Source organism: Bacteroides coprosuis (assembly GCF_020741705.1).
GTDB lineage: Bacteria > Bacteroidota > Bacteroidia > Bacteroidales > Bacteroidaceae > Bacteroides_E > Bacteroides_E coprosuis.
This window is the reverse complement of record NZ_DYYK01000102.1, coordinates 1-21,483: the sequence shown is the minus strand read 5'-3', so window position 1 is coordinate 21,483 and position 21,483 is coordinate 1. Positions and strand designations below refer to the sequence as shown.

Here is a 21,483-nt window from a genome sequence, read left to right as displayed (position 1 = left end):
ACATTAAAAGGACTGTTTAAAATCAATTAAACAGTCCTTTTTTATGCACTTACAAAAGTTATAATCTACATGTTTACAAGTACATAAATTATTATGACACCGACATGATGATGACATGTCGGTGTCAAAGCACTATCTTATCGGTGTTAGAATAATAACATAATACTCGCACAATAAAACGTGATAAAGAAACAAAGACCTTCTATTCGACTCAAGTTAGCTAAGAGATTCTTTCAGCAGATAAAATAGATCGTTTTTATACAACTATAAGAATTTCAACTCATAAACTGACAAGCTGTTTATATGAAACAACACTCCTAGCTAAGGCATAAAAAAAGCGACCTAAAATAAGATCGCTTGAATATTATATTTTATTTATTTGTTAGAAAGAACAGAATAATGTAACTAAGAAGATCACACTAAAATCTACCACCATACCATGGAATATTGAAGTAACAATAAACTCATTTCCTGAATACTTCGTAATAATAGGTAATGTGGTATCCATCGATGTAGCTCCACCTACAGATATAGGTGCTAGTTTTCCGAAATATTTCACAAATAATGGTGCTAGTAATAAAGCAGAAAGCTCTCTTATGATATTAGACATCAAAGCGATTACTCCCAGTTCTGCCCCTTTGGTATCTGATATAATAATACTAGATAACGAGTAATAAGCAAATCCCGAGCCAACAGCCATACAATCAGAAGGGGAACGATGTGGCAATACAAAACTGATTAAAAAAGTACCTACAAGTGTCCCCACGATAGTCATTATAGGTAATAGCAATAAACGAGGATTGAGATTCCTAAAACTTCTTAATGTCTTTGTATCATTTCCAATACTAAATCCTACACAAAACATGAGTGCACATAAGGCATAAAAACTAAAATGGCTACCTGCTAAAAACTCTGGAATGAAGCCAAAATAAGCCAATATAACTCCTAGGACAAAGAATCCTACAATAATTAAACTTCCTAGCATTACTCTTCTCTTTTAGATTTTTTCAAATAGTTCCACAATAACTTAGCACAAATGACACTACCCAATACGGCTGCAGCAGTTATAATCAATGCATCCATCCCTATAAAAGGAAAGCTTTGTATTACATCATCATCACTACCTGCATCTACACCAAGTAAAAAGAGGAGTAACCATATAAAAAAAGTAATGACTTTTTGAATCCAAGTAATTTTGGTATTCCTAAATAGATATCCCATCAAGACACCTAAAGCCATAAAGCCAATTACAGAAAATTTAGACATATTCTTGCAGTTTTTATGCAAAGATAGTCAGTTTTAGCCTAACAGAGAACAGTTGAAGAAGTTTTATAGTTAAAAAACATGATTTATGTTAATCCATAATTAACACATCTGCTGATTTTAGAGATAACAATAAAACAAAGGAAATGAATTACTTCATCAAATACTTACCACCCTCCCATGATAAAACAAGTTCTTTATTAAAGTAGGGTTCAACTTTTTCACGTGTCTCTTTATTCAGATAATCGATAGTTGATAATGAAGCTATTAGTTCATTATTATCTGTATTGAAATCTAGGCGAATCAACGACATATCTAATGCTTGTAAATCGTTATTTAGTTTAAAAGAAGCTTTCTCATCCTTCAAAAAAGAAGCAATAGAAGGCTGTTCATAAAAGCTTGAAACAGATAGTTCTTTCCAATCACTAGAATAAAAAGAGATGGAACTATCGGCAGCAGGACCTTTAACTGTCTTAATAATAGCAATAACAAAGGAATTTGAAGTAGGTAAAACTTTCATCTGCCAAGTTGTGTTTTCACTCATTTGAATAAGGATATAAGAGTCAGATAAGATTTTCATTTCTGAAGTCTTATTAAACTTATTCATAATCTTTGCTTTCATCTTACTATCTAGAAAATCTATAAAATCTGCTTTATTTACAGAAGTAAGCAAAGGAGTAAAAGTTTCGGGCATATCTAAAAAAAGAGACCTTATATTTTGGGCCATACCCCACTGTCCACAACAAAGTATAAATAGTAGTAAACTTATTTTTTTCATATTCATTATTTTGTTCCCCAATACAGGAATATCATACCTATTAAAACAAAAGCTAAATCAATAGCTTTACTTTTCAAGTTTCTCTCTTTAAAAACTAAAGCACCAAATAAGAAGGACACTATCACACTACCCCTTCGAACCATAGATACTATAGAGATCATAGAGTCTTCAAAACTCAAAGCATAAAAATAAGCAAAATCAGCTACCGATAAAAATAGAGATATAAATAATATTGTCCATCTCCATTTAAATGGAGTATTTTCTTTACGCCGTGGAAACCATATAAATAAAAGTATGGAACCCATTATAAAAATCTGATAAATATTAAACCAAGATTGCACCACCATTGGCTCAACGATTCTTAATAAGTATCTATCGTACAATCCACTTGCCGCACCTGCTATTGCAGCCATAGCAACAAAAAAGATCCACTTATTATGCACAAAGTTAATTCCCTCTTTCTTTCCCGAACGGCTCAACATATACAAAGAGGATATAGCTAGAAGCACCCCTATCCATTGATATAAATTTAAACGCTCACCAAAGATTAGCATAGCTCCCACAAGGACCATTACTGGTCTTGTGGCATTTATAGGGCCTACAATTGTAATAGGTAAATGCTTTATGCCATAGTATCCAAAAACCCAGGAAGTAAGAACAATTATAGATTTTAGAAAGATTAATCCATGACTTTTCAGACCTACTGAAGGCACGTAGAATAACGTATCTTGCAAAAGTTCAGGACTACCATAAGAAATCAGAATAAAGGGTAAAAAAATCAACCCACAGAATACGGTATTTAAGAAAAGAACGGGAAGAACGGCATTCTCTTTTAAAGACATTTTCTTAAAAACATCATAAAACCCAAGAAATGCAGCAGAAAAGAAGGCTAATAATAACCACATCTATTTATATTATTTTAGAATGAAACGGATTTATAAATTAAATATTGATTCTGGGTACTCTACAGCAATTAAGAATAATGCTTGACCTGGAACAGATGCTCCTGCCAATCCTCTATCTTGTTCTTCAATAATCTTTCTAAACTCTTCTAAAGATATTTTACCCCTTCCCACTTCTATGAGTGTTCCCACAATGGCTCTTACCATATTTCTCAAAAAGCGATTTGCTTGTATTGTAAAAACGAGGGTGTGCTCATCAACTTCAGTCCATTCAGCCTGCATAATAGTACATAGATTTGTTCTCGTATCACTATGCAGTTTGCTAAAACTCGTAAAATCCTCAAATTCAAAAAGAATTTGAGCAGCTTCGTTCATCTTTAAGATATCCAAAGATTGATAAAGGCGATAAGCGTAATTTCTACGAAAGGGATCTTTTCTAGTAGTTATATAATATTGATAAGTACGAGCCGTAGCATCAAATCGAGCATGTGCTTCTTTATTGACTTCTATTACTTTATGGATGGCTATGTCGTGTGGAAGAATTCTATTAAGTTTATCACAAACTTTATCGACATCTAGTTTTCGCTCAAAATCAAAATGTGCAATCATTTGTTTGGCATGAACACCAGCATCTGTCCTACCAGCACCGACAACCTCTATCTCTTTTCTTAAAAACATTTTCAACGCATCCATCAAACACTCTTGGACACTGCTTCCATTGGGCTGAATCTGCCAACCATGATAATTACTACCATCGTATGATAGATAAATAAAATATCTATGTACTTCCATTCTTATTTTACTTTTGAAATACAAAGGTATTGTTTTTCAAAGACATTTTCTTGTTCTCTTTAGATCTCTATTTTTCTTTCTTCTTATTCCTTTTAAATATAAAGAGAGAACTAATCATTCTCTCCTTATATTAATTTAATTATTTTCCATATTCTTCATACAGCAAAAGCAAGTGCGAAGAACTCCAACTAAAGTGTGGAGCTTTCAAGCGTTCCCCAGTATGACTATCGTAATTTTCATGAATAGGCTGATCACCAATCAATCCATTTAATCGTTCAAATACTTGTTCAGTATATTTATCAGCTAAATCATTATAACCATAATTACGCAACCCCTTAATTGCAAAAGAAGTTTGATCTAACCAAATAGGACCTCTCCAATATCCTCTTGACATATACTTCGGATTATCCGCAGCAATCGTAGGGAATGGTATATAAGTTGAAAACTTAGTTGTATCTGTCAAGTGAACCATAGCCCTATTCATTTGATCTTTTGTAGCAATCGATGTCCAAAAAGGGATATATGCTTCGCTACCTTGTTCTTTAATAAAGCTTTTATCGGATAACTTTCTATCGTAATAGAAGCCTGTATCATCGTCAAAGAAATATTGAGCCACTTCGGCTGCATAATCTTTTTCTACAAATGGAACATTCAGAATGCTAGCAAATTCTTTTAACAGTCTATACTCATAGGCTAAATAAGCATTCAAATCAACACTTTCTTGATCAAAGCTCCATGCATCAGGACCATTTTGTACCATCTTGGAGTTATCAAAACGAATAGCATTGTCCATTCCACTTTCCCATGCAGCAGCCTCAACAGTGCCATCAGTTGAACCAAATTCACAGATTCCGTTTTTATCATGATCTCTTTTCTCATACCACCACTGATGATAAGAAAGAAGTTGTGGGTACATTTCTTTAAGAAAAGCTGTATCATTCGTTTGTTTGAATACTTCTGCTATAGCCCAACCAGCTAATGGAGGTTTACTATCTCTTGCATTGTTTTCAGAACTATCTGCATAGATACAATCGATAATCATACCATCTTCAAGCTGATAATCAAACATAGAACGAATCATATTTTTGGCTAACTCAGGCGTCACCTTTGCCAATGGAACTGCAAACTTCCAAGTATCCCAAGCCCAGTATCCCATAAAATACCCTACAGCATGACTAGGAACCATACCTTCATGCAGTAATCCACCTCTACTTACTTTCCAATTAGATATCAGAGTAACTAAAGATTTGGCAGCTACTCGATCATATTTGTCAGGCATATCATCACGAAGAATGGTATCTAGATATTTATTCCAACGCTTTATATTATCTGCGAAAACCAACTCTGCATCTTCTAAGTGAATTTGAGCCTTTTGGATACCCGCTAATTTCTCTTTATGGTTAACAAAGTAAGAAATAGCAACATAAAAAGATTGTTTATCAGTGATTGCTTTATAATTATCACTTTCTACTTCTAGTTTAATTTCAGGGTTAAAGCAGAGGGTAGTAATTTCTCCGTTAGGATGATTTACAATCACTTTGTCTCTGTCTTTACTAAAGGTAGAGCCAGGCATCCACCCATCGCCTTTTAGTATTAATTCGGGAGTACTTTTACCATCTGTTTTTATATGTAATATAGCAGTTGTAGCATCAGCAAAAACCAGTCTTTGACTAACTACTGCTTTTCCATTACTACCTTGAATAAATAATCCTCCAGGATAGTAGTTTACAGAGTCAGCTTGGAATGAAGGTTGTGCTTTTGCTTCAATTGTTACAGCAGATTTGGCAAGCCATAATCTACTATCTAAGCTATAAGGGCCACAAACTCCATTTACCCAGTTATCTTTCTGTGCAGGAGTAAACCCCATCCAAGATCCTTGGTCTACAAACCATCCAATACATCTAGAACTCTCCGAGGGTGTATAAGAAATATCAATTATTTGATTTAAATGCTCTCGCGTATTATGGCTCGTTTGGACCTTCTCATCTGACTTGCAGGAAATAAATCCTGCAAGTAGAGTTAAAATGCATATATATTTAAATTTCTTCATAATTTGAGATTTTCTAGAACCAGACTTTATGAGATTCATCTACGATACTTTCTTTACCAGTCAAAGGTAGGATTGTAAATGAATAAGATTGTTTTTCGGGTGTAATAGTGTATTCTGGATGAACTTGAGCACCCCAGGTATTATCTCCACCAACACCCATTTGCTTATAATCTATATTTAACCAAACAAAGTCTCTTTTCATAATACTACCACCATGTTTTCGCTCGATATTAAAAGGTATATAACCTATATCTTCTTGTGTAAAATTCCATGCACTAACACTTAATGGAGTTTCGCCAATAAAGAGCAAACCTTCTTTAGCCTTATTTTGAAGGGCCACCCAACGAACATCCGACTTATTTGCTGTTTCTTGAGGGCGAATATAAGGGTGGAATTGATCCCATACAGTTGAGGTGTATTCCCCAACCATAGCGGATGTTTTACGGTCTGCATAGTTTTCATGGGGACCTCTACCCAACCATGTCATTTGATCATATTCAGCAGGAAGTATCATCTTCATTCCTAGGCGAGGTACTTCTGGAAGAGGTTTTACACCAGGAGTAAAATTCATAGAAACTTGAATAATTCCTTCAGGACGAATAGCGTATCTCATCTCTACTTGAAGCATCGCATCTTTATGATTATAAGAGGCTAATACAGTTCCTAGCTTACCCTCTTTATCAAGAAGCGTTTCAAATTTAGTTAAAGACATATCATCCCAAATTGTTTTCCAAATACCACAACGGCTAGTTGTACCATTTGCAACATCATTATCTGTTAATGCTCTCCAGAAATTTGGACGTAAGCCCTCTTTGATCATTGATTTGGAATGCACTTGATAATCTACTAATTCACCCGATTCAGAATTAAATATGACTAAAAAATTGTTTCCCGAATAAGTTACTAATCCTTTCTTAGTTTTCAGTTTCATTTTTCCTGAAGTAGATTGAACTACTCTTTTAGCTACTGCCTCATTGGGCAATAACCATTGCTCGTAAGCGGCTAAATGATTTTTCTTCACTAATTTTTCATCCACATTGGTGTGAGCTTCTATCTTCAAGAAATACTCTTTAGTAGGTTCAAATTTTGACTTTGAATACGGAACAGATATTTCATAGCTATTCCAAGGTAGTATTTGTGGTAAGCTCAGTTGTCCTTCTTCAACAACTTGACCATCACTTTCTACTGTCCAAGTAAAGTCATATTTTGATAAATCAATAAAATCATGCCTATTCGTAATTTTCACTCCTTGATCAATGAAAGAAGCTGGTTCAAAATGGACATATTGATACACTTTTTTTACTTCCCAGGTATGAGGATTGACAGTCCTATCAGCAGCTATCAAGCCGTTAGCACAGAAGTTGGAATCATTAGGAACACCTACGAAACCAAGATCTCCACCATAAGCCCAAATTTTATTTCCTTTTTCATCTTTATGCTCAATGGCTTGATCAACCCAGTCCCAAATAAAACCACCTTGTAACTGATCATATTGGTAAATCACATCCCAGTAATCTTTCAAGTTCCCCACACTATTCCCCATAGCATGTGCATATTCACAAAGAATCATAGGACGAGGTTGACGCTGATTTACAAACTGCCTTAATAGCCATATACGTCCGTACATTGGGCAATAAATATCAGACAAACCTTCAAAGCCTCCCCCTTCATATTGAACAGGGCGTGAAGAGTCGAATTCTTTAGTCCAATGATAAATAGTCTCAAAATGTTTACCATATCCAGATTCATTACCTAAAGACCATGTGACAATAGATGTAAAGTTTCTATCTCTGCGTACCATTCTTTCCATTCTCTGCTGAAAAGCATTTGCCCAATCTGGATAATTTGCCAATGTATAATCTTTATGATGCATCATACCATGGCTTTCAATATTAGCTTCATCAATTAGATATAATCCGTAATAATCACATAAGGCATACCATTCTGGATTATTAGGATAATGACTACAACGCACAGCATTTAAATTAAAATGCTTCATGATCTCAATATCTTTTACCATGCTCTCCACGGTAATAGTACGCCCATTCTGAGGATCATGTTCGTGTCTGTTTACACCTTTAAATAGTATAGGAGTGTTGTTAACTAAAATCTGTCCATTACGCATTTCTACTTTTCTAAAGCCAAAAGGATGGATAATAGATTCCATATCACTTCCCCTTTCATCTTTAAGAGTTAGTACCAACGTGTATAAATTGGGAGTTTCAGCATTCCAACTCTTAATTTGTGGAAAGACCTCATCTATTCTATATTGCTTATCAGCCGTAATATTTATTGTTCTATTGAAAATAGGATCATTATCCTCTAAGACTTTTACATCAAGTGTATAACCAGTCTTTGGATTATCTAAATCTACTGCTAATTTAAAATCTCCATCAACATATTCATTGGTTAACTCAGCTAGTAAATGAAAATCATTTACTCTTGTTTGAGGACGAGCATACACATATACATTCCGTTCAATACCGCTGTATTTCCAATAATCTTGATCCTCTAGATAAGAGCCATCACTATAACGAAAGACCTTAACAGCTAGTTTGTTTTTTCCAGACTTCAAATACTTAGTAATATCAAAATGAGCAGGTAAACGGCTATCTTCACTATAACCCACTTCTTGTCCATTTACCCAAACATAATAAGCACTCTCTACTCCTTCAAAATCGATAAAAACATCCATATCGTTCCAATCAGAAGGGATAGAAAACTCGTGAACATAAGATCCTACTGGATTATAATCTGTAGGAACATAGGGAGGATTTGGAGGGAAAGGATAACTCACATCTGTATAGATTGGAGCATCAAAACCTTGTAATTCCCAACTACCAGGAACCTGAATAGGATCCCAATTAGAAGTATCAAAACTCTCCTTCCAAAACTCAGATGGAGCTTCAGCTGGATTCTTTGCATATTTAAATTGCCAAGTTCCATTCAAGCTAATCCTTCTTTCTACTGCGGAATTCACTTTCAATCGCTCTAGAATAGGCTTACTAAACTGCTCCATTCCCAATTTTTCTGTTAAATAGGGAGTGAAGTGAGCTCGCATAGGCTCTCTATTTATTTCATTAATTTCTGCATTTTGCCAAGGTACATTATCTTGCGCTGAGGCTTTTGCCAAAGAGAGTACTGCACCTAATAAAAAAAGTAAAGGAAAAAACGTATTCTTCATATTATATTCTTTTTAAAACTAACTCCATAACAAGAGATAGATTAAATCAAACAGCCACAATAAAAAAATCAGGAGATGAGATTTTGAATAATCTATTCCCATCTCCTGAGATATAATAGTATAGTAATTAATTGACTAAATCATTTGCATTAATTTCACTTAAAGGTATTGGATAAAAAGCATGTTTTGATAATTCAAAACTAGTTCTACCAGCATCTTTCATCGCTTGCTCCAACTTACCCCAACGACGTAAATCATACCAACGCCAGTTCTCAAGAGGGAATTCAACAATTCTCTCATGTTCAATCTGTTTTTTAACATCTTCTTTGGATGAACCTTTCATTGCAGGCATATTTCCATGAACATCACGAACTTGATTAATCAAAGAAATAGCTTCTGCTGTTTTTCCTAGTTCATTCAAAGCCTCAGCTTTCATTAATAAAACATTAGCATAGCGCATTAAAGGAATATTAATAGCAGATGCCCAATCTTCCATTTGCTCTAAAGTTGGAGGAAGGAATTTATGAAAAGCACTCTTACCCCTATTATCCTTAAATAATTCCTGATAATCAGATCCAAATATTTTCCCTGAACCATCATTAAAGTATTCATCATCAAAATAGATTGAATGGTACAAACGCTTGTCATACAATCCATCTTTTGCTATTTTTCCTTCAGACTTAAATGTAGTCATCAGAATATCACTTGGAATTATTTCATCCCAACCACCTAACTCTGAGCAAGCAATCCAATTATGTAGTGCATTTTTGTAGAAAGCACCACTTGCATCATTCATAGAAAATTGCAGTTCAAAAATAGATTCTGGACAATTCTTCTTTTCTCCTTTGAACATACTTTGAAAATCAGCAACTAATTCATATCCTTTCACATTATTAAAAGCCTCAACAGCTTTGTTTAGATAATCTTCCTTTTGATCAGCCTCTTCATACGCTCTTGTCAGATATGTAAGTCCCAAATATGCATAAGCTGCACCCCTTGTTGCTCTACCTACGTTATCAGCATCATATTTCTCTGGCAATTCAGTTGCTTTTTTCAAATCTTCTACGATGAAGTTCCAGGAATCAATACGAGGAGATATTGCTTTATTCATATCTGCCTGAGAAGTGATATACTTATCACGAATGATAATTTGTTCCCAATTTAAAATAAGTTTTAAATTATAGTAAGCTCTTAAGAAATGAGCCTCATTCAAAACTTGTTTACGGTAATTTTCATCAATATTTCCCTCTGGAATAGTGACTACTTTTTCTAGCACTTGATTAGCATAACTAACCCCTCTGTAATTATTAGACCAATAACTACTAAACTGAGAATTACCATTAGTATAAGTAAAAGTAGATAATTCCACCCAGTTTGGATAATTCATTGCATCACTACCCAACTTTACAATATCTTCTCGATAAGCTTCTACTGGCCATTTTACCTCAGCAAACCCGTATGTATCAATAGCATATTCTAACTGAGAATATACTGCAGATATCCCTGCTTCCGCATCTTCCTTATTTCTCCAAAAAGAATCAGAAGTTAATTTATCTGGGGAAGATTGCTCCAAGAAATCATTACATGATGCAAGTGCTCCAGTCAAAATAAAAGCACATATATATATAATCTTTTTCATGAGTATTAAAATTTAGAATTAAAATGATAGTTGAGCTCCAACAGTAAATGAACGCGTAAATGGATAGATATGTCTATCTATACCTGTATTCAATACGCCTCTAGAGAATTCAGGATCAATACCATCATAGCCCGTAATTGTAAATAGATTTTCCCCACTCACATAGAATCTCAGATGTTCAATATAAGCTTTCATCGTTAAAGCCTTTGGTAGAGTATATCCAAACTGTAGCTGACGTAAGCGTAGAAAATCACCTTTCTCTAAAAACCTTGTTGATTCTTTTAAGTTACCATTTGGATCTTGAAAGATAGCTCTAGGCACACTTGTATTTGGATTCTCTGGAGTCCAAGCATTTAATGAAGAACGTAAAAAGTTAGAACTCGAATTCATTCCTTCATAAAAGTATTTATTGGCATTGTAAATCTTATGACCAAATGCACTTCCTAAAACGACAGAAAAATCGAAGCCTTTATAAGAACCACCTAAGTTTAGATTAGCTTCTACTTTAGGTATCCCTGAACCAGCATACACTTTATCATCTTCATTAATCGTACCATCTCCATTTACATCTCTAAAACGAATATCACCAGGAGCAGCTTTGGATTGTATTTTTTTACCATCCGCATTCACATAAGCATCCACTTCTTTCTTAGATTTGAAAATGCCATTGGCTTCATAAAGATAAAATGCACCAATAGGTTTACCCACTTTCGTTTGAGTAGGGAAATGTTCTTCTCCATACTTCAAACCTTCTCCATAAAGAACCTGACCTTTATCTGCTAGTGAAGTTACTCGGTTACGAGTGGTAAACATATTAAAGCCTACATTATAATTGAAGTCGCCTATGTTATCGTTCCAATTTAACTCGAACTCAAATCCATTATTTTCTATCTCCCCTACATTTAGAATAGGGCTATTTAAGCCTGCCGATGGAGGTAATACCTTTGTTATCAATAAGTCTTTTGTATTATTCTGATAATAGTTCAAGGCACCACTTAGCTTATTATTAAAAAAGCCAAAGTCTACACCAATATTTTTTGTATCGGTTGTTTCCCATTTTAAGGATCTATTTTCAAGACCAGTGGCAATACTTGCTGGCCATGGGTTTGCACCATTACCCTTTACATAACCTAAACCTAACCAGTTTGAAGAGGAAATTAATGCTAAGAAGTCATATTTACCAAGAGCATTTTCATTACCTAAACGTCCCCAGCTGAATCTTAATTTTAAATTATTCAAAGCAATATCTTTTGGAAAGAATGCTTCTTCAGAAATTCTCCAGCCCAAAGCAACTGAAGGGAATGAACCCCAACGTTCATCCGAACCAAATTTAGAAGAACCATCATAACGCATGGTTATTTGTGCTAAGTAGCGATCAGCATAGTTGTAGTTGATTCTACCAAAGAACGAAGCTCTATTGTATTTCCAAAAACTACCTTCTCCAGAGAAAGTCCCACCTGCACCAGCATCAATTGTAGGGAAACTAGGATCGAGGAATCCCGATGGTTCATCACTTGAGTTTAACTCTCCTTCAAGAACCTTATATACCGTTTTTTTACCCTCTACACTAACTCCTTCCCATCTGTATTTTTCTGTTGTTATCGAACTACCCAGCATTGCATTGATGCTATGACGACCAAAATCTTTATTAAAATTCAATACATTATCGAATATTTGTTCGTCCCAATATGCAGTACTTGAACTACTAGAAGGGTATTTCACAGGAGAACGAGTATCTGAAACATAAGGAGGGGTATGAGTACCACTTCTCGAATGTTCGCCTCTGTAAGCATAACTTGTTTTAAAGTTTAGCCAATCTGTAATATTTATAGTTAATCCTACATTAGCTGTCGTATGATAAGCTTTAGACCATGCATCTTTATAATGGTGATCGGCCATTACGTTACGATTATTAGGAAGTTGATCAAAATCGGTTAGTCCATACCCATATTCGCGAGATTCATCGTAAATAGGAACTAATGGAGAAATCATATACATCTCCTTCAAAGAATATTGAGGATTTTTAAAGTCAGTAACTTTAAAAGCTACATTAGCATCAACATCAAAAATATATTTGCTTAATCTTAATTTTGCTCGTGCATTATCTTGACGAAAATTATTACCTAGATAAATTCCTTTTTCATCTGCACGATTATAAGATATAGAGTATTGAGCTAGATCAGATCCTCCTCTTACGCTAACCATATAGTTTTGAAGGATCCCAGTGCGTTGCATAGCACCTTGCCAGTCAGTATCTACATCAGATTCTTTATTAATATATGTTGGAAAATCCACTACTTCATTGTCTTTACCTGCAGCAATGGCATATGCATTCCAATTTTCATACATTTGCTTGTGCATTGATTTATATTCCGATGCATTAAGCATTTTTAGTTGTTTGGCTACCTTCTTTACGCTTAAGAATGTACTAAAATCAATCTTTACATCTCCTTTTTTACCATTTTTTGTGGTAACAATAATAACACCATTGGCAGCCACTGATCCGTAAATAGCAGATGCTGCACCATCTTTTAACACCTCCATAGATTCAATATCTTGAGGATTTACACTATTCAAATCGCCTGGAAAGCCATCAATAATACACAGTGGCTCGTTACTGCCAAAAGTCTTAACACCACGAATTTTTATACTAACACCAGAACCTGCAAGTCCATTTCCCTTTTGGATATTAACACCTGCAATTTTTCCTTGAAGTGCTTCGCCTGGATTAACAGTAGCACGACTAGCCAGCTCATCTACATTTACCGATGAAATAGCTCCAGTCATATCACTTTTCTTTATCGAACCATAACCAATAACGATAGTTTCATCTAACATTAATGCATCCTCCTTTAGAGTAATATTAATATTGGACTTCCCTTTTACTAAAATTTCTTGAGTTTTATAACCAATGTAGGAAACCACAAGAGTTGATTGCGCTCCTACATCTAATGTGAACTGACCATCCACATCTGAGATTGTACCATTTGTTGTACCTTTTTCTAAGACACTAGCCCCGATAATCGGAATGCCACCATCATCTACTATTGTACCTGTCAATTTTAAATTTTGTGCAAACAGTGCACTAGGAATCAAAATCATAACACAAAGAAATAGCCACCTTATGTTACTATTCAATAGCATTTTGTTATTCATAATATGTGCTTAAAGGTTAATAAAAGTAATTTTATTAGCAACTAAATAAATACAAAGCAAGAACATTTAGCTCCCAATCTTGTTGTAAAATATCTACAGCGTAACAATAAAAGGCTATTTTTTATCTACACATAAAATTACAAAATACTAATAATCAATATATTATATTTATACACATATATACAAAGATGATGATTTATAGTTTATTGGATTAAAGCATTTTCCTACGATTCTTTTTAAATAAAATTCAAATTTAATCGTTAAATTAAATAGATTGCAAATAATCGATCAAGTTGTCTCCATTGTCTAAGTTCAAGGATTTTCTCAAACGATACCTACTCATATTGACACTCTTGGGATTAGAGCCTAAAAGCAAAGCAATATCTTTTGTTGATAAATCTACTCTTAAAAGTAAAGCTAGTTTTTTGTCACCAGGGGTTAGATCGGGATGTTTCTTTAGGAGTCGATTCAGATATTCGATATTTCTGTCTTCAATGCTTTCCATAAGCATACTATCTGTCTGATCTCCTGCCAGAGATTGCTGAATATAAATATTAATCTGCTTTAAATGATTCCTCACCTTATCTCCACTTAATTTATACCCATCTTTCACCATCTGTTGAATCGAAGACAACAATTCATTTCTACTCTTAATAAACATAGCAAAAGTAGTTGCCTCTTTATTAACACGCTCTAGATGCTCATGAGCAGAGTTAAGGTCTTGTTTCTGTTGCTGAACTTTTAATTCGGCCAATTCTCTTTCAAATTTCTCTAAATTTAGGTTAGCAGTCATTAACTCTAAATCTTTTCTCTTCTTATACCAGCGAGGAATAAAAATGGCAACAAAAGTAAGCAATAAGAGACAAAATAAAAGAATAGCAATATTACGTCTCAATAACGCAATCTGAAGCTTTTGTTCTTTAGACTCCATTTCTCGTTTGCTTTCAGTCAATCTTTTATTTGAAATATTGCGTTCTACGCTTCTTAGCTTTTGATCATTCTGTAACTCTTGAGATAATACAAATAGTTTCTCTAAGGCATCATGTGCTTCTTTATAGTTCCCCATAGCATTATACACCCAAGATAAATACTCATAATTATCACACTCTAACTCTTTACTCCCAATTTTTGCTATTTCTTCCTTTATATAAAGCAGAACCTTTAGAGCTTCTTTATATCTCCCTGCAAAAAATAATTGCCTACCTTTATTATTGTAATTCTCACATAACCCCCAATTGGCATTTAAATTTTTATTGATAATTATAGACTCATCAATCATAGCCAATTTCTCCTCTGTATCTCCTTTGTACAAACAGAGATTGTTGAGATTTGCAGCTACTCCTTTTATATTACCCAACTTCTTATTAATTGCCAATGCATTTTTAAAACACTGTTCTGCAGTTTGAAACTCATTTAGATTGGCATGAATTATTCCTCTATTATTATGGCACGAGGCAATACTTATAGAATCTTGATGCACCTTAAATACAGCTAGAGCTTCATCGTTGTATTCAAAAGCTTTTCTATAATCTTTTAATCGACAATAAAGATCAGAAATCTCCATATATACTTGTGCCAAAATAAGAGGTTCATCTATAGGACATAAACGTTCTGCTTCATAAAGAGCCTCAATAGCAACATCAAAATCTCCCAAAAAACTAGATGCTCTAGCATATATAAATAGAGCTTTAGTTCGAGTTAATTTATCGTCAATGGAATCTTTGGAACTCAATATAAAATGTGCCTTTCTCAAAGCTTCTTTGGGGTTTTCATGCAAAAGCTTATTTGATTCATTTAAAATAGAATCTATATTAATAGGAGTTCCCAAAACGAATGCAGGGCTAAGCCATATCATTAGAGATACGAATAGCATACGTGTTTTAAAAGCTAACATATATTTGTCGTTTTAGATAAAGGTTCAGAACAAATATAAGAACATTTAAACAGATGTTACTATTGTTATTACAACTTAATAAAAAAAATGAACAACTAATTAGAATAACCTTCTTCTCATAAAAAAGAAAATTATACAATTTTAAACACAATCAAAAAGGAACGATGACACCGACATCGTATCATCATGTCGGTGTTAAGATGATACGATGTCGGTGTCATAAATTTTTAGTCTTTAACTTTAAAAATAGATTAATCTTCTATTTCAGCGTTGGAAACTCTTTCCAAGAAAACCCTTTGCTTATTCCAATGAAAAGGTGTGAAGTCAGTATTTTTAATCACTCGATTATTCTTAAATACCAAACCCTCAACTGATTTTGCATAAAGTAAGGGTTCATCAAAGGTCTCAAAAATATTATCCTCTATCCGTATAACTCCATAACCTCCCCCATGAAAGTATTTAGTTTGTTTTTCTAAATTTGGAATTTCAGGATAAATAGAAATAATGGCATTCGTAAACTGAAACATATTAGTGAGTGCATTAATAAAATGGTTCTTTCTAATAATTACTTCACGACAAGCTCCTGTTTCATACCATCCATTACAATCTCCACAAAGCAAAATAGCCGTGCCTGAAGTGTGATCAAATAGATTATTTTCTACGATTGTCTTCTGAGGAGTACTAAACAAAGCTCCGCGGGCTCTATTATTACGGATCGTATTTTGAGAAAAAATCACTTGAGGGGTCCATGTTAGATTCTCAATACCATAACCCTCTCCCTCATGAATCTGTTTATTAATACTGTTTTTGAAACGAATCATAAATTCTTTAGCGCCCTCTATCTCATCTTGATCATAAGCAGTAATAGAAGTTATACTATTTTCTTCTCCTACTAATTCCATAGTTTCAGATCGGACAAACTGTACTTTATCCAATACTCTTCCCCACTCAAAACCCCAGGCTTGTGGGTGCATATATTTCGCAATCAGTGTATGGTCATCCACTCGCTTAACAACCTTTAAGTAGGTTCCATGAATATTAATAGCATCATCCATCATCCCCTCATAAAGTCCGTTCTTAGAAATAATTTTCCCTTTACAACTTGAAAAGTGAGTAGCATCAGCTTGGGTTGTAAAATAGCGAGAATCATGATCCCCTTTTAAGCAAACGGAAAACTCATCTAGTGTAATATTTTCACACATCTGAGCTAATAATCCCATACCTTGCGCATAATGAACTTTTATATTTACCAGCTGAGTATTTATATTGTGAGATAAAAACAAGCCAGGGGTAGGACGATACCAAGTACGCATTGCTACTACTGTTCCATCAACCAATCTTTTATCAATCCACTTCGGTGCATAAAAAGAACCATCTTCCAAATCGGTTATATCAGAGGTATCCATATAAAGATCACTTGTATTATATAAGATATGCCTTGTTATAGGATCAAATGCAATGCCAGTAAAAGGTTGCATAACCCAATCATCTCCATAGGTTTCTAACTTTCCATTATCGGCTATTCGACACGACACCTCTTTAGATGGTCTAAAGACAATGCCTTCCTCTCCTTTGTTAGATTCTATTATGACTTGTGCTATATGTGGGTTCTCAAAATCAAGTGTAAAGTTTTTAAGCTTACAGTTTTCTGAATATAAAAGAGAAATAGGTAACATGGTTCCATGAAAAATGAAATTAGCTCCCCCTCCATCAACCGTCAGATTATGCCAATGCTCAAGAGCTAAGCCTACTTTTTTAGGATTATCTTGATCGTGATTGGATATATAATAGGTCTTTGATAGCGATTCTTCAGGATAAAAATGATAAGAACCTGGTGCAAACTGTAGAGTAACCCTATCCTTTTCAGTAAGATCTTTTTTTATTTCTTCTAAAGTACTATTCAACTTTAATGTTATATTTTCCTTAGTGTTAGGAACAATACCATAATCTTCTAAGTTGAAAATCTTGTGTTTACCGTAAGAAGTAAGACTAAGTAATGACACAATTGCAAAAAGTAGTAATTTCGTTTTTTTCATAATGTCCACAAAGATATGAAATAGGAAGCGATGAAAATAAAATAATTTTCAAGTATTCCTTTTTATGAATTTATCTAGTATAGTTAAATCTCATAATTACAAACTATTAGGAATAATTATATGCTATATAACATGAAGTATCCAAACCTTTTGACTAAATTTGCAGCTTAAGGTACATAATATTTTAAATCAATAAATGATAGAAAAGATAATCGTTCTAGAAGAAGTTGATCCCGTACTCTTTTACGGTGTAAATAATAGTAATATCCAACTTTTAAAATCACTATTCCCTAAAATACGCCTAGTTGCTCGTGGAAATGTCCTTAAGGTTTTGGGCGATGAAGAAGAAATGTGTGCCTTTGAAGAAGCCGTAATTGCAATCGAAAAATACTGTTCTACCTACAATATCATTGATGAAGAAACTATTATAGATATTGTAAAAGGCAATAAACCCATCGGTAAAAAAGCAGATGAAGTAATTGTATATAGTGTTACCGGAAAACCAATCTCTCCTAGAAGTGCTAACCAAGAAAAGCTAGTTAAAGGATTCATTAAGAATGATATGGTATTTGCTATAGGACCAGCTGGTTCGGGTAAAACTTATGTAGCCATAGCCTTAGCAGTTAGAGCGTTGAAAAATAAAGAAATTAAAAAGATAATTTTAAGTAGACCTGCTGTAGAAGCTGGTGAAAAACTAGGATTTCTACCTGGTGACATGAAGGAAAAAATAGATCCTTATCTACAACCCTTATACGATGCTCTTCAGGATATGATTCCTGCAGCCAAGCTTAAGGAGTATATGGAATTAAGTATTATCCAAATAGCACCTTTAGCTTTTATGCGTGGTCGTACTTTAAATGATGCAGTAGTGATTTTAGATGAAGCACAAAATACTACTACACAGCAAATCAAAATGTTTCTAACTCGTATGGGTATGAACACAAAAATGATTATTACGGGTGATATGACTCAGATAGACCTTCCTCGCTCACAAACTTCAGGGTTGGTTCAAGCTCTTCGCATTTTAAGGGATGTCAAAGGTATAAGCATAGTTGAACTTACTAAGAAAGATATTGTTAGACATAAACTAGTTGAGAGGATAGTAGAAGCATACGACACCTTCGATAAAAAAATAGAAGAAGAACGTAAAGACAGAAGAAAACGTAATAGTGAGGATGACTCTCACTAAAATAAATATTCACTTTATAAAAAAACGATTTTAAACCTTAGAACAATGAGCAAAGCATTGGTAAAAACAAACTTCAATTTCCCTGGTCAAAAAAATGTTTATCATGGAAAAGTACGTGATGTTTATAACATTAATGATGATTTATTGGTAATGGTTGCCACAGACCGAATTTCGGCCTTTGACGTAGTTCTTCCAAAAGGAATCCCTTTTAAAGGACAAGTTCTAAATCAAATTGCAGCACAGTTTTTAAATGCAACTGCACACATTGTTCCCAACTGGCTCATAGCAACTCCAGATCCTATGGTAACTGTTGGACTTCTTTGTGAAGGTTTCAGAGTTGAAATGATTATTAGAGCCTACTTAACAGGTAGTGCATGGAGAGAATATAAAAAAGGAGCTCGCACTCTATGTGGCGTACAGCTTCCAGAAGGAATGAAGGAAAATCAAAAATTCCCTACACCTATTATTACCCCTACTACTAAAGCAGATGAAGGTCATGATGAAAACATCTCTAAAGAAGAAATTATAGCACAAGGATTAGTAAGCAAAGAAGATTATGAACAACTTGAAAAATATACATATGCACTATTTGAAAGAGGTTCTAAAATGGCTGAAGAAAAAGGACTAATTTTAGTTGACACAAAATATGAGTTTGGAAAAAAGGATGGAAAAATCTATCTGATAGATGAAATTCACACTCCCGACTCATCCCGCTACTTCTACGCTGAAGGTTATAAAGAAAACTTCGAAAAAGGATTACCACAAAAACAACTTTCAAAAGAATTCGTTCGTCAATGGTTAATCGAGCATAATTTCATGGGAGAACCAGGACAACAAGTTCCAGAAATGACTGAAGAATATGTAAACTCTGTTTCCGAAAGATATATCGAGTTATACGAACATATTGTAGGTAAACCTTTTGAAAAAGCGAATAGTGAACATTTAAATGAACGTATAGAAAAAAATGTAAAAGCTTTTTTGGCTACTTATCAGAGATGAAATACGCACAAGAATCAATAAAACCATACAGTACAAAAGGTAAAAAAGCAGAACAAGTTGAGCAAATGTTTGATAATATTGCTCCTGCTTATGACAAACTTAACCATATCTTGTCTTTTAGTATAGATAAGATATGGCGCCGCAAGGCAATTAAATGGCTTAAACAATATAATCCTGAAACGATTATGGATGTAGCTACAGGTACAGGAGACTTTGCCATGTTAGCTTATCGCAAAATAAAGCCACAAAGATTAACAGGCGTAGACATTTCTGATGGTATGATGAACGTAGGTCGTGTTAAAGTCAAAAAAGCTGGATTCGACCCCTTTATTGTATTTGAAAAAGAAGATTGTCTCAACCTAACGTATGAAGACAATAAATTTGATGCTATAACAGCTGCATTTGGTATCCGTAACTTTGAGAGTCTTGAACAAGGATTATCAGAGATGTACAGAGTTCTAAAACCGGGTGGACATTTGGTTATTTTAGAATTGACCACACCAGATAAAGCTCCCATGAAGCAATTATTCCGATTTTACTCTCAATCTATTATTCCTCTTTTTGGACAAGCCCTAACGAGTGATAAGAGAGCATACCACTATCTTCCAAATACGATTAAAGCTTTTCCTCAAGGAGAAGTAATGCAAAGTATCTTACAAGGGATAGGATATAGTGAAGTAAAATTTGAAAGACTTACTTTTGGCGTGTGTACTATGTATACTGCAACAAAAATAGCTTAATTTCAAATTCTTCAATAATCTATTTTATATTATGCAGACATTCGGCCTAATAGGATACCCTTTAGGACATTCTTTTTCTCAAAACTTTTTCAGTAGTAAATTTCAAAATGAAGGTATTGATGCTCAGTATCTCAATTTTGAAATTCCTACTATTGAGGATCTCACAGCTATACTTAAAACTCACTCCTCGCTACAAGGGTTTAATGTTACCATACCCTACAAAGAAATAATAATTCCATTCCTAAGTGGTATAAGTGATGAAGCTAAAGCAATAGGTGCTGTAAATGTAGTAAGAGTTGTAAAAAACAATCATGGAGAAAAATCTTTAATAGGATATAACTCTGATGTTTTTGGGTTCGAAGAATCTATCAGACCCTTATTAAAGCCTCATCATCAAAAAGCACTCGTACTAGGAACAGGTGGGGCATCTAAAGCAGTACACTATGGCTTACAGAAAATGGGCATTAAAACCTTATCGGTTTCTAGGAATAAGAAAGAAAAGAGTATTACTTATGAAGAAGTAAATGCACTGCTGCTAAATGAATACCAGATTATTGTTAATTGCACCCCATTGGGAATGCATCCTAAAACAAAAGAAAAGCCGCAAATTCCTTATCATTTGATAAACGAGAGTCATCTTTTGTATGACTTAGTATACAACCCTGAAATTACTTCTTTTCTCAAAGAAGGCATAAATCGAGGTGCAATAACTAAAAATGGTCTTGATATGTTACACCTACAAGCTATAAAAGCTTGGGAAATTTGGAATGAACTATGAGTAGAAAAAAGATCTTCAAATATATAGCTATGCCTTGCATAGCTATTCTTATGATATGCCTAGCGGCAGGTTTTTATATGTTA

At 34.1% G+C, this 21,483-nt stretch carries 15 protein-coding genes; 4 read left to right on the top strand and 11 right to left on the bottom strand.

Features of this window, described 5'->3' with window-relative positions:
• Positions 1 to 382: 382 nt before the first annotated feature.
• The 11 genes from K8V80_RS05965 to K8V80_RS05915 all read right to left on the bottom strand — a co-directional run bounded on the left by K8V80_RS05965 (position 383) and on the right by K8V80_RS05915 (position 17,694).
• Entirely contained in the window at positions 383 to 985 is a 603-nt protein-coding gene (locus K8V80_RS05965) for a lysine exporter LysO family protein (RefSeq protein WP_006744149.1), read from the bottom strand.
• Positions 985 to 1,266, bottom strand: a complete 282-nt coding sequence (locus K8V80_RS05960) for a LysO family transporter (protein ID WP_006744148.1) — start codon at positions 1,264 to 1,266, stop codon at positions 985 to 987. The genes K8V80_RS05965 and K8V80_RS05960 overlap by 1 nt, the downstream gene beginning before the upstream one ends.
• A gap of 148 nt (positions 1,267 to 1,414) precedes the next feature.
• Positions 1,415 to 2,041: a DUF3256 family protein gene (locus tag K8V80_RS05955; protein WP_276776072.1), complete on the bottom strand. Its 627-nt coding sequence runs from the start codon at positions 2,039 to 2,041 to the stop codon at positions 1,415 to 1,417.
• A gap of 5 nt (positions 2,042 to 2,046) precedes the next feature.
• Positions 2,047 to 2,946 (bottom strand): DMT family transporter, encoded by a 900-nt coding sequence (locus K8V80_RS05950; RefSeq protein WP_276776070.1) that lies wholly within the window; start codon positions 2,944 to 2,946, stop codon positions 2,047 to 2,049.
• A gap of 30 nt (positions 2,947 to 2,976) precedes the next feature.
• The gene (truA, locus tag K8V80_RS05945) at positions 2,977 to 3,735 is read right to left on the bottom strand and encodes a tRNA pseudouridine(38-40) synthase TruA (protein WP_040310112.1); all 759 of its coding nucleotides are present in this window, start codon (positions 3,733 to 3,735) and stop codon (positions 2,977 to 2,979) included.
• A gap of 139 nt (positions 3,736 to 3,874) precedes the next feature.
• On the bottom strand, positions 3,875 to 5,785 hold the full coding sequence (locus K8V80_RS05940) for an MGH1-like glycoside hydrolase domain-containing protein (RefSeq protein WP_276776066.1): 1,911 nt from the start codon (positions 5,783 to 5,785) through the stop codon (positions 3,875 to 3,877).
• A 13-nt stretch (positions 5,786 to 5,798) separates the two neighbouring features.
• The gene (locus K8V80_RS05935; protein ID WP_276776064.1) at positions 5,799 to 8,969 is read right to left on the bottom strand and encodes a glycoside hydrolase family 2 TIM barrel-domain containing protein; all 3,171 of its coding nucleotides are present in this window, start codon (positions 8,967 to 8,969) and stop codon (positions 5,799 to 5,801) included.
• A 127-nt stretch (positions 8,970 to 9,096) separates the two neighbouring features.
• Positions 9,097 to 10,608 carry a RagB/SusD family nutrient uptake outer membrane protein gene (locus tag K8V80_RS05930; protein ID WP_276776063.1) on the bottom strand — a complete coding sequence of 504 codons (1,512 nt, stop codon included), beginning with the start codon at positions 10,606 to 10,608 and terminating at the stop codon, positions 9,097 to 9,099.
• An 18-nt stretch (positions 10,609 to 10,626) separates the two neighbouring features.
• Positions 10,627 to 13,710: a SusC/RagA family TonB-linked outer membrane protein gene (locus K8V80_RS05925; RefSeq protein ID WP_276776093.1), complete on the bottom strand. Its 3,084-nt coding sequence runs from the start codon at positions 13,708 to 13,710 to the stop codon at positions 10,627 to 10,629.
• A 319-nt stretch (positions 13,711 to 14,029) separates the two neighbouring features.
• Positions 14,030 to 15,658: a tetratricopeptide repeat protein gene (locus K8V80_RS05920; protein WP_006744140.1), complete on the bottom strand. Its 1,629-nt coding sequence runs from the start codon at positions 15,656 to 15,658 to the stop codon at positions 14,030 to 14,032.
• A 251-nt stretch (positions 15,659 to 15,909) separates the two neighbouring features.
• The gene (locus tag K8V80_RS05915) at positions 15,910 to 17,694 is read right to left on the bottom strand and encodes a right-handed parallel beta-helix repeat-containing protein (RefSeq protein WP_276776061.1); all 1,785 of its coding nucleotides are present in this window, start codon (positions 17,692 to 17,694) and stop codon (positions 15,910 to 15,912) included.
• Positions 17,695 to 17,890: 196 nt separating this feature from the next.
• Between K8V80_RS05915 and K8V80_RS05910 the strand changes: the two genes are divergently transcribed.
• The 4 genes from K8V80_RS05910 to K8V80_RS05895 are packed head-to-tail and all read left to right on the top strand — an operon-like array spanning position 17,891 to position 21,400.
• Positions 17,891 to 18,883 (top strand): PhoH family protein, encoded by a 993-nt coding sequence (locus tag K8V80_RS05910; RefSeq protein ID WP_006744138.1) that lies wholly within the window; start codon positions 17,891 to 17,893, stop codon positions 18,881 to 18,883.
• A 45-nt stretch (positions 18,884 to 18,928) separates the two neighbouring features.
• Entirely contained in the window at positions 18,929 to 19,882 is a 954-nt protein-coding gene (locus tag K8V80_RS05905) for a phosphoribosylaminoimidazolesuccinocarboxamide synthase (protein ID WP_276776058.1), read from the top strand.
• Entirely contained in the window at positions 19,879 to 20,622 is a 744-nt protein-coding gene (gene ubiE, locus K8V80_RS05900) for a bifunctional demethylmenaquinone methyltransferase/2-methoxy-6-polyprenyl-1,4-benzoquinol methylase UbiE (RefSeq protein ID WP_276776057.1), read from the top strand. The genes K8V80_RS05905 and ubiE overlap by 4 nt, the downstream gene beginning before the upstream one ends.
• A 31-nt stretch (positions 20,623 to 20,653) precedes the next feature.
• Positions 20,654 to 21,400: a shikimate dehydrogenase family protein gene (locus K8V80_RS05895; protein ID WP_276776056.1), complete on the top strand. Its 747-nt coding sequence runs from the start codon at positions 20,654 to 20,656 to the stop codon at positions 21,398 to 21,400.
• Positions 21,401 to 21,483: the final 83 nt, after the last annotated feature.